Origin of the sequence: Streptomyces sp. S07_1.15, assembly GCF_020739505.1 — a bacterium.
GTDB lineage: Bacteria > Actinomycetota > Actinomycetes > Streptomycetales > Streptomycetaceae > Streptomyces > Streptomyces xinghaiensis.
This window is the reverse complement of the sequence record NZ_JAJBZK010000001.1, coordinates 3,651,592-3,665,106: the sequence shown is the minus strand read 5'-3', so window position 1 is coordinate 3,665,106 and position 13,515 is coordinate 3,651,592. Positions and strand designations below refer to the sequence as shown.

The 13,515-nt window shown below is 73.5% G+C and carries 12 protein-coding genes; 3 read left to right on the top strand and 9 right to left on the bottom strand.

The window, feature by feature from the left end:
- Positions 1 to 33: 33 nt before the first annotated feature.
- The 3 genes from LIX60_RS15795 to LIX60_RS15790 form a co-directional block, all read right to left on the bottom strand.
- A complete protein-coding gene (locus LIX60_RS15795) occupies positions 34 to 1,947 on the bottom strand; it encodes an NHL domain-containing thioredoxin family protein (protein ID WP_227958976.1) in 1,914 nt (637 codons plus the stop codon).
- A 91-nt stretch (positions 1,948 to 2,038) separates the two neighbouring features.
- The gene (locus LIX60_RS31480; protein ID WP_265584868.1) at positions 2,039 to 2,161 is read right to left on the bottom strand and encodes a hypothetical protein; all 123 of its coding nucleotides are present in this window, start codon (positions 2,159 to 2,161) and stop codon (positions 2,039 to 2,041) included.
- A 180-nt stretch (positions 2,162 to 2,341) separates the two neighbouring features.
- Complete coding sequence (locus tag LIX60_RS15790) at positions 2,342 to 3,169, bottom strand: carbon-nitrogen family hydrolase (protein WP_227958975.1); 828 nt, start codon at positions 3,167 to 3,169, stop codon at positions 2,342 to 2,344.
- Between the two features lie 149 nt (positions 3,170 to 3,318).
- On the opposite strand from LIX60_RS15790, the gene LIX60_RS15785 reads away from it, so the two are divergent.
- Complete coding sequence (locus LIX60_RS15785; protein WP_227958974.1) at positions 3,319 to 4,146, top strand: maleylpyruvate isomerase family mycothiol-dependent enzyme; 828 nt, start codon at positions 3,319 to 3,321, stop codon at positions 4,144 to 4,146.
- A gap of 44 nt (positions 4,147 to 4,190) precedes the next feature.
- Here the strand turns inward: LIX60_RS15785 and LIX60_RS15780 are convergent, their stop codons facing one another.
- Positions 4,191 to 5,069: a hypothetical protein gene (locus LIX60_RS15780; protein ID WP_227958973.1), complete on the bottom strand. Its 879-nt coding sequence runs from the start codon at positions 5,067 to 5,069 to the stop codon at positions 4,191 to 4,193.
- Between the two features lie 133 nt (positions 5,070 to 5,202).
- Between LIX60_RS15780 and LIX60_RS15775 the strand changes: the two genes are divergently transcribed.
- Positions 5,203 to 5,931 carry a GntR family transcriptional regulator gene (locus LIX60_RS15775; protein WP_227958972.1) on the top strand — a complete coding sequence of 243 codons (729 nt, stop codon included), beginning with the start codon at positions 5,203 to 5,205 and terminating at the stop codon, positions 5,929 to 5,931.
- Between the two features lie 73 nt (positions 5,932 to 6,004).
- On the opposite strand, the gene LIX60_RS15770 is transcribed toward LIX60_RS15775, so the two are convergent.
- The 5 genes from LIX60_RS15770 to pdhA all read right to left on the bottom strand — a co-directional run bounded on the left by LIX60_RS15770 (position 6,005) and on the right by pdhA (position 11,832).
- The gene (locus LIX60_RS15770) at positions 6,005 to 7,366 is read right to left on the bottom strand and encodes a nitrate/nitrite transporter (RefSeq protein ID WP_374117864.1); all 1,362 of its coding nucleotides are present in this window, start codon (positions 7,364 to 7,366) and stop codon (positions 6,005 to 6,007) included.
- Positions 7,363 to 8,034, bottom strand: a complete 672-nt coding sequence (locus LIX60_RS15765) for a GntR family transcriptional regulator (RefSeq protein WP_227958970.1) — start codon at positions 8,032 to 8,034, stop codon at positions 7,363 to 7,365. Before LIX60_RS15765 ends, LIX60_RS15770 begins: the two co-directional genes overlap by 4 nt.
- 136 nt (positions 8,035 to 8,170) lie before the next feature.
- Entirely contained in the window at positions 8,171 to 9,658 is a 1,488-nt protein-coding gene (locus LIX60_RS15760; RefSeq protein ID WP_227958969.1) for a dihydrolipoamide acetyltransferase family protein, read from the bottom strand.
- Between the two features lie 19 nt (positions 9,659 to 9,677).
- On the bottom strand, positions 9,678 to 10,667 hold the full coding sequence (locus LIX60_RS15755; RefSeq protein WP_227958968.1) for an alpha-ketoacid dehydrogenase subunit beta: 990 nt from the start codon (positions 10,665 to 10,667) through the stop codon (positions 9,678 to 9,680).
- A gap of 1 nt (position 10,668) precedes the next feature.
- Positions 10,669 to 11,832 (bottom strand): pyruvate dehydrogenase (acetyl-transferring) E1 component subunit alpha, encoded by a 1,164-nt coding sequence (gene pdhA / locus LIX60_RS15750; protein ID WP_227958967.1) that lies wholly within the window; start codon positions 11,830 to 11,832, stop codon positions 10,669 to 10,671.
- A gap of 613 nt (positions 11,833 to 12,445) precedes the next feature.
- Between pdhA and LIX60_RS15745 the strand changes: the two genes are divergently transcribed.
- A complete protein-coding gene (locus tag LIX60_RS15745) occupies positions 12,446 to 13,495 on the top strand; it encodes a phosphotransferase (RefSeq protein WP_227962788.1) in 1,050 nt (349 codons plus the stop codon).
- The last annotated feature ends 20 nt before the right edge of the window (positions 13,496 to 13,515 follow it).

The following is a 13,515-nucleotide window of genomic DNA, read 5'->3' as shown; positions in this document are numbered from 1 at the left end:
GTACGGCCCCCGTCAGGCGAGCCCGGACCCGTCTCAGGGAGCGTCGAGCCCCGCCAGCACCAGCGGCAGCCGGTCCGCGCCGCCCTCGGCCACCGTCACCGGCACCCCCCAGTCCTGCTGGTGCACATGGCAGGCCGGATACTCCTGCGCCGGGTCGTCGTCGCAGGACGCCGCCATCGCGGAGACGTGCAGCACACCTTCCGTGACCCCCTCGGCCAGGACGAGGTCGCGCCCGAGGCCGGTGTCCGTACCGGAGCCCTCCGCCAGCAGCTCCGGCGGTGTCGCGCTGACGACCAGCCGGGTCGCGGGGCCGTAGCGCTCGTCCAGCTTCTGCCCGGCCGGCGGCCGGAACACCACGTCGAGACGCAGCCGCCCCGGCGCCACCTCGGTGGCCGCCCGCTGCGTCCGGTGCGCCACCGGCTCGACCCGCACCGCCTCCTCGGGCAACCGCAGCCGGGTCAGCCGGTGCCGGGCGGACTCGACCACCACGATCGCGTCGCCGTCGAGCACGGCGTCCGAGGGCTCGCGCAGATCGGTGGCGAGGGTGGTCACCTCACCGGTGGCCGGGTCGTAGCGGCGCAGCGCGTGGTTGTAGGTGTCGCTGACGGCGACCGAGCCGTCGGGGAGGGCGGTGACGCCCAGCGGGTGCTGGAGCAGGGCCTGACCGGCGGGCCCGTCGCGGTGCCCGAAGTCGAAGAGGCCGGTGCCGACGGCGGTACGGACGATGAACTCCGCGCCCCCGGCGCCCGGTTCGGCCCGCTCGGCCGGATCGTCCGGCTCGGCCTGCTCGGCCCGCTCGATCCAGCGGAGGGCGCTGGTCTCGGAGTCGGCGATCCACAGCCGGTCCCCGGCGGCGGCGAGCCCGGAGGGCTGCGCGAACCACGCCTCGGCGGCCGGGCCGTCCACCAGGCCCTCATTGGTCGTACCGGCGACGGCCTCGACCGTGCCGCTGCCGCCCGCTCCCTCGCCCCCGTCCCCCTCCCCGTCCCCGTCCCCTGGTGGGGTCCAGGTCCAGAGCTGGTGGACGCCGGCCATGGCGATCCACAGCCGGTCCCCGAACCAGGCGACGTCCCAAGGTGAGGAGAGGTCCGTCTCCCGGGCCGGTCCGGAGGTCGCGGAGCCCTGCCACCACTGGCGGCCGGTGCCGGCGACCGTCGTCACCCGGCCGGTCTCCACGTCCACCGACCGCAGCGCGTGGTTGACCGTGTCGGCCACCACGACCCTGCCGTCGGGCAGCAGCGCCAGGCCCTGCGGCTCGCTGAACCGCGCCTCGGCCGGACCACCGTCGGCCAGGCCGCGCTCACCGCTGCCGATCCGGCGGACGACGGTCTCGCCGTCGGCGGCCAGCTCCACCAGCGCGTGCCGGGTCGAGTCCGAGACGAGGAAGGTACCGCCGGGCAGCCGCACGGCCTTGCCGGGGAACCGCAGATCGGTCGGCACCGGCTCGGGCGCGACATACGGGCCCTCGCCGCGCCGCAGGGTGCCCTTGGCGGCGTGCTCCTCCTCCAGCTCGGTCACGAGCCGCTCGATGGCGTGGGCGTGGCCCTCACCGGCGTGCTGGGCGACGACATAGCCCTCGGGGTCGATGACGACGAGCGTGGGCCAGGCGCGCACGGCGTACTGCTTCCAGGTGGCCAGCTCGGGGTCGTCGAGGACGGGGTGATGCACCTCGTAGCGCTCGACGGCGTCCACGACCGCCTGATGCTCCGCCTCGTGGACGAACTTCGGCGAGTGGACCCCGATCACCACGACCGTGTCGCGGTGCTTCTCCTCCAACTCCCGCAACTCGTCGAGCACATGCAGGCAATTTACACAGCAAAACGTCCAAAAATCGAGAATCACGATCCGCCCCCGCAGGTCGGCGAGGGTGTACGAGGTGCCGCCGGTATTGAGCCAGCCGCCCTTGCCGGTCAATTCGGGAGCGCGGACGCGTGCGTGCTTTGCCATCCGTCCATCGTGCCTGACGACGGGCGGGGCCCGGACGCCGGGCACGGGCATGGCCGCGGTCGCCCAAGGGCTCCGGGGAGCGGTCAGCGCGTCACGGCAGCACCGCTTCGTCCGGGTCCGGCGACCCAAGCCGGCCACCGCGTGACTCGGCGACCAGCAGGGCATCAGCCAGGCACTCGGCGAGCCGTTTCGCCGCGTACCGCAGTTCGGACACCGTCGCCTTCGGGTCGTCCAGAACGCACTATTGGCTCATGGTCCGCACCATCAACCCCGACGACCCGCGCCACCCGTACCAGCAGATCGCCGACCACCTCGCGGAAGAGATCACGTCGGGACTGACGGGGGCGTGGGGTGCCGCCGCGTCTTGGCCCTCGCGCCCCGGCGTGTACCCCGCTCAGGCGTCCGGCGCGGCGGGGCGGGGGGTCGGGAGGCCGAGGACGCGGTCGCGGAGGACCGGGAAGTCGGTGCGGGTCTTCGCGACGCGGGAGAGGTCGAGGTCGGCGGTGAGGATCTCCTCGTCCTCACCGGCCTCGGCGATCACCTCGCCCCAGGGGTCGATGATCCGGCTGTGCCCGGCCTGTTCGACGCCGCCGTGTGTTCCGGCGGAGCAGCAGGCGAGGACGTACGCCTGGTTCTCGACGGCGCGGGCGCGGGCCAGCAGGGTCCAGTGCTCCCGGCGGCGGGCGGGCCAGCCGGCCGGGATGACGAGCAGTTCGGCGCCGGCGTCGGTGAGCTGCCGGAACTGTTCGGGGAAGCGCAGGTCGTAGCAAGTGGCCAGGCCGGCCACGGTCTCCGTCTCGGTCCCGCTCTCCGGGAGGCGGACGGTGACGACCTCCCCGCCGCCGCCCATCATGGCGGCCTCGCCCTTGTCGAAGCCGAAGCGGTGGATCTTGCGGTAGGAGGCGCGGAGGCCGCCGTCGGGGCCGAGGACCACGGAGGTGTTGTAGAGGGTGCCGTCGGGGGCGCGTTCGACGACGGACCCGGCGTGCAGCCAGACCGACGCTTCGGCCGCGGCGGCGGCCATGGCGGTGACGGTGGGGCCGTCGAGGGTCTCGGCGTGCTCCTCGAAGAGGTCGTAGGCGAAGGCGCCGGTCGGCCAGAGCTCGGGGAGGACGACCAGGTCCGAACCGGCCTGTTCCCGGACTAGCGCGGCCACCCGTTCCCGGCGCGCTTCGACCGTTTCGCCGGAATTGACGGCAATCTGCACCAGGGAGGCGCGCACGGTACCACCACTCTCGGCCTTCGGCCCGTCGTGACGGGCCTACGATCGTCACACGAAAGCACTGCCGGTGTGCCCACGCGCAGCGTAACTTAACTGCGTGAGCCGGTGGCTCAAGCACCCAGCCCGCGTACGAACCGCCGAGGGGTCACGTGACCGTCCACCCAAGCCTGCAGCCCTACATCGACGCCTGGACCCACTCCATCGAGGCGATCTCCGAGCTGGTGACACCGCTCGTCGAGGGTGAGTGGAACCGCGCGACCGCCTGTCCCGGCTGGTCCGTGCGGGACGTCGTCTCCCATGTGATCGGAATCGAGTGCGAGATGCTGGGCGATCCCCGGCCGATCCACACGCTGCCGCGCGACCTGTACCACGTGACGGACGAGCTGACCCGCTACATGGAGGTCCAGGTCGACGTGCGGCGCTGCCACACGGGGCCGGAGATGACGTCCGAGCTGGAGTACACGATCATCCGCCGCTCGCGGCAGCTGCGGAACGAGGGACGCGACCCGGGTACGAAGGTCCGGGGGCCGCTGGGCGGCGCCGAGATCACGCTGGAACACTGCCTGCGGCTGCGGGCGTTCGACGTCTGGGTGCACGAGCAGGATCTGCGGCGCGCGCTGCGGCAGCCCGGCAATCTGGACTCGCCGGGCGCGCTGGTCGCCCGCGACCTGCTGCTGGAGGGACTGCCGAAGGTCGTCGCCAAGGACGCGGGCGCACCGCCGAACACGGCGGTGGTGGTCGACGTGCACGGGCCGGTGGAGTTCATGCGCACGGTGCGGGTCGACGGCGAGGGCCGGGCCTCGGTCAGCGGCAGCCCGTCGCTGGGCCCCGCGGTGACGCTCACCCTGGACTGGGAGACGTACGCGCTGCTGGCCTGCGGCCGGGTGAAGCCGGCGGCGGTGGCGGACCGGATCAAGACGGAGGGCGACCAGAAGCTCGCCGAGGCGATCCTCCGGAACTTCTCGACGACGCCGTAGGGTCGCGCGGCCCGCGAGGCCCCGGGACTCTCCGGCCGCTGCGATTAGCGCAGTTGTTCATAGGTCCCGGCCGCGGTGAAGGCCTCGTCGATCGGCGTGAGGAGCGAGGCGAGGCGGCGGGCACCCGCCTCGCCGGCCGGTGCCCACAGCTCGGCGCAGTGCTCGTCGGTCTCGGCCTCGATCCGTTCGCGTGCCGCGGTGCCGGTGTCGGTGACGGTGCCGTCGGCGGTGAGCCAGCCGCGTTCGACGAGGCGTGCGGTCGCCGCGGCCCACTCCTCGTCGCTCCACCGGCGGGTCGCCCGGATGAGCCCTGTCGGGAGGCGGCCCATCGCGGTCTGCAGGACGTTGCACTCGCAGGGCCCGAGGCGGTTGCCGGCGAGCACGACGAGATGCGCGTCGCCACGCCACTCGCGCAGGACGGTGATCTGCTGCCAGAGCGCGACGAGCGGGTCGGACGGAAGCGCGACCGACGCGTTCGCGGCGGCCAGCGTCTTGCCGGCGTAGTCGGCACCGGCGACGACCGGGTCGATCAGCGACCGCGCCTCCGCGATCCGGTCGGGCGTGAGACACACGCCGACGCGCCGCAGCGCACGGCCGACGGCCACGAAGCGGGCGGCCTGCCACCGCTCGGGGGGCGCGGCGTCCCACACACCCGTCATGCGCCGCACCGCCCGGGGGCTGAAGTTGTAGAAGGCGGCGAGCGCGACCTGCCACGGGACCGCCCCCATCGCGGCCGACCGGAACGCGAAGTAGGCCGGGCCGCGTTCGGTCACGCCGAGCCCGGCGGCCTCCTCGGCGGTCTCGGGGACGAGGTAGACGAACAGGTGGGACGCCTGAATGGCGCGGCTGACCTCGCGGACGGCTGTCAGAGCTGTCGGACGGCTGTCCGGCCGGGCGCCGTCGGACGGGCGGGCGGTGTGCATCGCGTTGTTCTCCTTGGGCGTGACGGGTCGTCAAGGGGCCGGGAGGCGGCCGCGGGAGCGCGCGAAGAGCGGCCCGCACCATCGACCATAACAGCAATAATCGATTATTGACCGCGTTGTCTATGCTGGGGCCATGACACGGACAGCTGCCGCCTCCTCCGCCCCGCCGGGGAAGCAGATGCTCTCGGAGCAGGTCCACGCCCGCCTGCGGGACGCGATCATGCGCGGGGACCACGCTCCGGGCGAGGCCCTCAAGCCGCAGGATCTGGCCAGGGAACAGGGCGTGAGCCTGGCCGTCGTGCGCGAGGCGCTGGTGCGGCTGGTCGGCGACGGCCTCGCCGACCGGCTGCACAACCGCGGCTTCGCCGTCCCGGCCTTCTCCGACCGGCGCTGGCAGGAGATCGCCGAGGCCCGTCGCACGATCGAACCGGTCGTCCTGCGCCTGTCCGTCGAGCGCGGCGACGTCGACTGGGAGGCCCGGGTGCGAGCCGCCCACCACCGGCTGGCCCGGACCCCGGCGTACACGCCGGAGGAGACCACGCACTACAGCGAAGCCTGGTCCGAGGCCCACCGGGTCTTCCACCGGACCCTGCTGGAGGGCTGCGGCAACCCCGTGCTGCTGGAGACCTTCGACCGGATGTGGACGGCGAGCGAGCTGGCCCGCCGCTGGTCGGCACACCGTAATCCCGGCCGGGACGGCGCCGCGGAGCACCGACGGCTGGAAGAGGCCGCGCTGGCCCGCGACGCCGGCACCGCGGCCGAGGTGCTGATCCGGCATCTCACGCTGACCGCGACCGGTCTGGCCGATTCCGCTCAGCACGGAACGGGGCGGGGCGCCACGTCACACAGCGGCCGGGCGTAGCGGACACACCGCGAGTTCGCCCAACCGCCGTCGCGGCGCGCGGGCCGGCCGATGGCGCCGGGGCCGGGGCCCGTCAGCCCTGCCGGACGGCCGGCACGTGCAGCGTCTCGACCCGGCTGGCGACGGTCCGTTCCCGCTCGCGGCGGTCGGCCCGGCTCCGGAGGCGCAGGATCTGTGCGACGCCCAGTGCCTGGAGGACGAACACGGAGGCGAAGGCGGCGCGGTAGTTGTCCCCGGTCGCGTCCAGCAGCACGCCGATGGCCAGCAGCGTCGTCATCGAGGCGGTGAAGCCGCCCATGTTGACGATGCCGGAGGCGGTGCCGATGCGTTCCGGCGGATTGGCCGGGCGGGCGAAGTCGAAGCCGATCATCGAGGCGGGGCCGCAGAGCCCCAGCACCAGACTGAGCGCGACGAGCAGCCACCCCGGCGCGGTGCCCGGCCAGGCCAGCGCGGTGCCCCAGAACAGGGCGGTCAGGCCGATCGTGCCCAGCGCGAGGGGCATCCGCGCCCGGTGGTGCCGGGCGATGAGCTGCCCGTAGACGAGACCGACGGCCATGTTGGAGAGCACCACCAGGGTCAGCAGCTCACCGGCCTCCGTCCGGGAGAGGCCCTGTGCCTCGACCAGGAACGGCATCCCCCAGAGCAGCAGGTAGACCATGCCCGGGAACTGGGTGGTGAAGTGCACCCACATGCCGAGCCGGGTGCCGGGTTCGCGCCAGGCGTCGGCGATCTGCCGGCCGACGCCGAAGCGGGGCGCCGCGGCCCTTCCCTTGCGCGCGCCGTCCCGCGGGGCGGGGGCGGCGCCCTCCGGGTGGTCCCTGAGGAAGACGAGCACCAGGGCGAGCACGGCCACGCCGCCGGCCGCGCTGCCCGCGAAGGCCGGGGTCCAGCCGAAGGTGTTCAGCAGTCTGGCCAGCACCAGCGTGGAGAGCAGGTTGCCGGCCATCCCGATCAGCGCCGCCACCTGCGCGATCAACGGGCCGCGACGGGCCGGGAACCAGCGGGATCCCAGCCGCAGCACGCTGATGAAGGTCATGGCGTCGCCGCAGCCGAGCAGCGCCCGCGAGGCCAGGGCCATGGCGTAGGAGTCGGAGAGGCCGAAGCCGAACTGGCCGGTGGTGAAGAGCGCGATGCCCATGATCAGGACGCGCTTGGTGCCCAGCCGGTCGACCAGCAGGCCCACCGGTATCTGCATCCCCGCGTAGACGAGGAGCTGGAGGATGGAGAAGGTCGACAGCGCGGAGGCGCTCACCTGGAAGCGGTCAGCGGCGTCGAGTCCGGCCACGCCGAGGCTGGTGCGGTAGGAGACGGCCAGGAAGTAGACCAGGACCCCGATGCCCCAGACGAAGGCCGCCCGCCCGCCACCGCGGGGGTCGGGCACGGCGGAGCCGGGGAAGGCGGGCGCGGGACCGCCGGGACGCGCGCCGGGACTCACCGGGGATCGCCCCCGGCCAGCTCCCGCACCCGGCCGATGTGCCGGCCGACGGCCCCGGCGGCGGCTTCCGCGTCACCCGAGCGCAGCGCGCGGAGGATCTCGGTGTGCTCGGCGATGTTCTTGGCGATGCGGTCGGGGTGGGCGTGCATCACGGCGACGCCCATGCGCAGCTGCCGGTCGCGGAGCTGGTCGTAGAGGCGTTCCAGGATGAGGTTGCCGGCGCTGCGCACGATCTCGGCGTGGAAGCAGCGGTCGCTGGCGGAGAAGGCCGGGAGGTCGCCGGCGGCCGCGTGGCGCCGCTGTTCGCCGAGGAGTTCCTCCAGCCGCTCCACCAGGCGCGGGCTCGCGGGGACGGCCTTGCGGGCGGCGTGCTCCTCGACCAGCAGCCGGGTCTCGACCACGTCGCGGATCTCCTGCGCGGAGACCGGGAGCACCAGGGCGCCCTTCTTCGGGTAGAGCTTGAGCAGCCCTTCGGCCTCCAGCCGCAGCAGGGCCTCCCGCACCGGGGTCCGGGAGACGCCGGTGACCTCGGCGAGGTGGCCCTCGGTGAGCAGGGTGCCGCCCTCGTACCGGCGGTCCAGGACGGCCTGCTTGACGTGGGCGTAGACCCGGTCGGCGGCGGGCGGCCGCTTGCCGGGGGCGGTGGCGGGGGTGAGGGCGGACAGCATGGACACAGCTTAGATACATGAGATGAACGGGTTTGGAGCGGTCCGGGATGCGGACGGGTCCGGCGGCTGAACGCCGGGAAGCCCGGACGCGCATGGCGTCCGGGCTTCCGGGGGTTGGGCTCTGCAGGCTGTTTCGTCAGGCCCAGGTGATGAGCCGCTTGGGGTGTTCCAGGATCGCCGCGGTGTCCGCGAGGACCTTGGAGCCCAGCTCCCCGTCGACCAGCCGGTGGTCGAAGGAGAGGCCGAGCGTCGTCACCTGGCGCGGCTTGACCTTGCCCTTGTGCACCCACGGCCGCTCCTTGACCGCGCCGAAGGCGAGGATCGCGGACTCGCCGGGGTTGAGGATCGGCGTACCGGTGTCGACGCCGAAGACGCCGACGTTGGTGATGGTGACCGTGCCGCCCTGCATGGCCGCCGGGGAGGTCTTCCCCTCCCGGGCGGTGGCCACCAGTTCGCCGAGCTCCCGGGCCAGTTGCGGCAGGGTCTTGGCGTGCGCGTCCTTGATGTTCGGCACCATCAGACCGCGCGGGGTGGCCGCGGCGATACCGAGGTTGACGTACTCCTTGTGCACGATCTCCTGGTTGGCCTCGTCCCAGGCCGCGTTGACCTCCGGGTTGCGCTTGATCGCGACCAGCAGGGCCTTGGCGACCAGCAGCAGCGGGTTGACCCGCAGCCCGGCCATCTCCGGGTCCTGCTTGAGCTCCTGGACGAGCTTCATCGTCCGGGTCACGTCGACGGTGATGAACTCCGTGACGTGCGGGGCGGTGAAGGCGCTGCCGGTCACCGCCTGCGCGGTGGCCTTCCGGACGCCCTTGATCGGCACCCGGGTCTCGCGGCCGTCGGCGGAGACGGGGGCCGCTGCCGCTCCGGCGCCCGGGGCGGCCGGGGCGGGAGCGGCCGGGGCCGCCTCCGGAGCCGCCGCGGGGGCGCTCGCCGCGGCGGCCGCGGCGTGCACGTCCTCGCGGGTCACGATGGAGTCCGGACCGGTCGGGGTGATCGATGCCAGATCGACGCCGAGGTCCTTGGCGAGCTTGCGGACGGGGGGCTTGGCGAGCGGCCGGGGAGCCTCCGGGACACCGGCCGGGACGCTCTGCGCCGGAGCGGCTGGAGCGGCCGGGGCCGGCACGGGTGCCGGGGGCGCGGCGGCGGCCACGGCCGCTCCGCCGCCCGCCTGTCCGGCACCGGGCTGCGGCTTGCGCGCGCGGCGCTTGGTGGACGCGGCCGAGACGCCGTAGCCCACCAGCACCGGCTGCCGCTCCTGCGGCTGCTCCGCCCCCTCGGGGGCCGCCGCCTCCGCGGCGGGGGCGGGGGCGGGCACCGCTTCGGCGGCCGGTGCGGCGCCGCCGTCACCGTCGCCGTCAGCGCCCGGCTGGGTGTCGACGGTGATGAAGACGGAGCCGACGTCGACCGTCGCCCCCTCCTCGAAGTGCAGTTCGCGCACCACGCCGTCGAAGGGGATGGGCAGTTCCACGGCCGCCTTGGCGGTCTCCACCTCGCAGACCGTCTGCCCGTCGGACACGGTGTCGCCGGGCCCCACGTACCACTTGAGGATCTCGGCCTCGGTGAGCCCCTCGCCCACGTCGGGCATCCGGAACTCGCGGAAGCGCTGGGAAGTCGCTGTCATCGTCACTGTCCCCGTCCCTTCAGTACGCCAGAGCGCGGTCGACGGAGTCGAGCACCCGGTCCAGGCCGGGCAGGTACTCCTCCTCCAGCCTGGCCGGCGGGTACGGCGCGTGGTATCCGCCCACGCGCAGCACCGGGGCCTCCAGGTGGTAGAAGCACCGCTCGGTGATCCGGGCGGCGATCTCCGATCCCGTACCCAGGAATACCGGAGCCTCGTGCACGACGACCAGCCGCCGGGTCTTCTCGACCGAGCGCTGGATCGCGTCGAAGTCGATCGGGGACATCGAGCGGAGGTCGAGGACCTCCAGCGACTTGCCCTCCTCGGCCGCCGCGGCCGCCGCCTCCAGGCAGACCTTCACCATCGGGCCGTAGGCGACGAGGGTGAGGTCGGTGCCCTCGCGGGCGGTGACGGCCCCGTGCAGCGGGCCGGGGGCGGCGTCGGTGTCGACCTCGCCCTTGTCCCAGTAGCGCCGCTTGGGCTCGAAGAAGATGACCGGGTCGTCGCTCCGGATGGCCTGCTGCATCATCCAGTAGGCGTCCGCGGAGTTGGACGGGGAGACGCACTTGAGCCCCGCGACGTGCGCGAACAGCGCCTCGGGCGACTCGCTGTGGTGCTCGACCGCGCCGATGCCGCCGCCGTAGGGGATGCGGATGACCACGGGCAGCTTGATCTTGCCGAGGGCCCGCGCGTGCATCTTGGCGAGCTGGGTGACGATCTGGTCGTACGCGGGGAAGACGAAACCGTCGAACTGGATCTCCACCACCGGGCGGTAGCCGCGCAGCGCCATGCCGATGGCGGTGCCGACGATGCCGGACTCGGCGAGCGGGGTGTCGATGACCCGGTCCTCGCCGAAGTCCTTCTGCAGGCCGTCGGTGACCCGGAAGACGCCGCCGAGCTTGCCGACGTCCTCACCCATGATCAGGACCTTGGGGTCGTCCTCCATGGCCTTGCGGAGGGACTCGTTGATCGCCTTGGCGATCGGGAGCTTCACGGTCTTCTCGGCAGCCATGTCAGTTGCCCTCCTCGGCGAAGGACGCCTGGTAGGCGGCGAACTGCGCGCGCTCCTCGTCGACCAGGGCGTGGCCGTCCGCGTAGATGTTCTCGAAGATCGCCATGGTGTCGGGGTCCGGCATCAGCCGGATCGCGTCGCGCACATGGCGGCCCAGCTCCTCGCTCTCCTGGTCCAGCCCGGCGAGGAACGCCGCGTCGGCGATGCCCTCGGCCTCCAGATAGGCGCGCAGCCGCTGGATCGGGTCCTTGGCCTCCCAGGCCTCCCGCTCCTCGTCCCGCCGGTACTTGGTGGGGTCGTCGGAGGTGGTGTGGGCGCCCATCCGGTAGGTGAACGCCTCGACGAGGGTCGGGCCCTCGCCGCGGCGGGCGCGCTCCAGCGCGGAGCGGGTGACGGCGAGGCAGGCCAGGACGTCGTTGCCGTCGACCCGGACGCCGGGGAAGCCGTAGCCCTGGGCGCGCTGGTAGAGCGGGACGCGGGTCTGCTTCTCGGTGGGCTCGGAGATGGCCCACTGATTGTTCTGGCAGAAGAAGACCACCGGGGCGTTGTAGACCGCGGAGAAGGTGAACGCCTCGGCCACGTCGCCCTGGCTGCTCGCGCCGTCGCCGAAGTAGGCGATCACGGCGGAGTCGGCGCCGTCCTTGGCCACGCCCATGGCGTAGCCGGTGGCGTGCAGCGCCTGCGAGCCGATGACGATCGTGTAGAGGTGGAAGTTGTTGCTCGTCGGGTCCCAGCCGCCGTTGTTCACACCGCGGAACATGCCCAGCAGATTGGTCGGGTCCACGCCCCGGCACCAGGCCACACCGTGCTCGCGGTAGGTGGGGAAGACGTAGTCGTCGTCCCGCAGCGCCCGGCCGGAGCCGATCTGCGCGGCCTCCTGGCCCAGCAGCGAGGCCCACAGGCCCAGCTCGCCCTGGCGCTGGAGCGCGGTGGCCTCGGCGTCGAAGCGCCGGGTCAGCACCATGTCCCGGTACAGCCCGCGCAGCTCCTCGGGGCTGAGGTCGATGGAGTACTCGGGGTGCTCGACGCGCTTGCCCTCGGGGGTCAGCAGCTGTACGAGCTCCGGCTGCCCGGCTGCCGCGGCCGGTGCCGGTGGCTTCTTGGCGCCGGCGCGTTTCGCTGTGGTGCGGCGTGGCTTGCGCCCCGCGGTGCTCTCCACGGTCACGGTGTGCTCCTCCGTCTGTCCGGCCCCCGGGGTCGCCGGTGGCCCAGTAGGTCCCCTTGCCGACGGCAGGGGGGGCTCACCCGATTCGAAACGGCGCACGGGGTGGGTGCGGCCGGCGGACCGGGCGTGACAGGCGCCCGGCTCTGGCCGCAGGACGCACGTTACCCAGTGGTCCGCATTCCTGCGAAACCCCCTCTGACCTGGGATTTTGCTTGGATTTCCAAGTAAATCGGGAAAGCCGGGGAAGACCACTGGTCACAGCCCTGCGGAGCCGGGACAACGGCACGTTAACCCGGGGGGCAAGAGCACGGGAAGAGTTCGCGGGGATAAGCCGGAGCGGGAGCCCGTCTTGTTGAGGCCCCGGTTCCGGATCGAGTACTCAGCGTGATCTAACATTTGACGAGTGCCGCGCTCATCCGTTGCCCCCGCTCCACCGGGCTCCCCTGCCCCCGCTCCACCCGGCCCCGTCCCCGGCCCGGTCACCCCGGCCACGGCCCTCGCACCGGCCCGGCCGGACCCCGGTCCCGGCGGCTCCGGCCCCTCCCGGACCGACGGGCCCGGCGACCCCGGCGCGCCCGGCACGGACACTCCCGGCACGGAGGCGCTGACCGTCCTGGTGCGCCGCTACGCCCTCGGCGGGCCGCTCTCCTGCGAACGGGTGACGCACGGCCTGCTCAACCGCGGCTACGCCCTGACCACCACCCGCGGCCGCTTCTTCCTCAAACACCATCTCGACGGCGACAGCCCCGCCATCGCCCGCCAGCACCGCGCGACCGCCCGGCTCGCCGCCCTCGGCCTCCCCGTCGTCCCGCCGCTGGCCGACGCCGCCGGCTCCACCGTCACCGTCACCGGCGGCCGCTGCTTCGCCCTGCACCCCTGGATCGACGGCCGGCACCGCTACGGATCCCAGCTCACCCGCGCCGAGTGCGGCCGGCTCGGCGAACTCCTGGGCCGGGTGCACACCGCACTGGAGCGGATCATGCCGCCCGCGCCGGCGTCCGCTCCGGGGCCGGGCGGCACCGGGCCGGGCGACCGCCTCCGCTTACCCGGCCCCCGCCGCCCCGCCTCGCCCACCAGCCCGCCCGCCCTGGCCAGCGCCGAGCCCGCCGACACCTACGCCCTGATCGACGAACTCCTGGCACGCGCCCGCCGCCGGCCGCAGCGCGACGCCTTCGACGAACTCGCCGAGCACCGGCTCACCGAGCGGCGCGCCCTGCTCCGCCGCCACGCCCACCGCCGCCCACGCCCCGGCGCCGAACCCGCCGCGGGCTGGGTGCACGGCGACTTCCACCCGCTCAACCTTCTCTACCGGGGCACCGAGCCGGCCGCGATCGTCGACTGGGACCGGCTGAGCGTCCAGCCGCGCGCCGAGGAGGCCGTCCGGGCCGCGGCGATCTTCTTCGTCCGCCCCCGCGGTCCCCTCGCCCTGCCCAAGATCCGTTCCTACGCGCGCGGCTACCGGCGGGCCTCCGGTGCGGACCCGGCCGAACTGGCCGCGGCCGTCCACCGGGTGTGGTGGGAACGGCTGAACGACTTCTGGATGCTGCGCTGGCGCTACGAACTGCGCGACCCGCGCGCCGACGCCCAGTTCCCCGCGGCGGCGGCCCTGGCCGTGTGGTGGACCGAGCACTACGACGCGGTGCGGGACGCGTTCACGGCCTGAGGACCGGGGGGGTACGGCAG

Excerpts from the sequence above, each read along its gene's own strand:
- LIX60_RS15795 (WP_227958976.1), bottom strand. The coding sequence starts at position 1,947 with ATGGCAAAGCACGCACGCGTCCGCGCTCCCGAATTGACCGGCAAGGGC.
- LIX60_RS15780 (WP_227958973.1), bottom strand. The coding sequence starts at position 5,069 with ATGCACACCGCCCGCCCGTCCGACGGCGCCCGGCCGGACAGCCGTCCG.
- LIX60_RS15775 (WP_227958972.1), top strand. The coding sequence starts at position 5,203 with ATGACACGGACAGCTGCCGCCTCCTCCGCCCCGCCGGGGAAGCAGATG.
- LIX60_RS15765 (WP_227958970.1), bottom strand. The coding sequence starts at position 8,034 with ATGCTGTCCGCCCTCACCCCCGCCACCGCCCCCGGCAAGCGGCCGCCC.
- LIX60_RS15760 (WP_227958969.1), bottom strand. The coding sequence starts at position 9,658 with ATGACAGCGACTTCCCAGCGCTTCCGCGAGTTCCGGATGCCCGACGTG.
- LIX60_RS15755 (WP_227958968.1), bottom strand. The coding sequence starts at position 10,667 with ATGGCTGCCGAGAAGACCGTGAAGCTCCCGATCGCCAAGGCGATCAAC.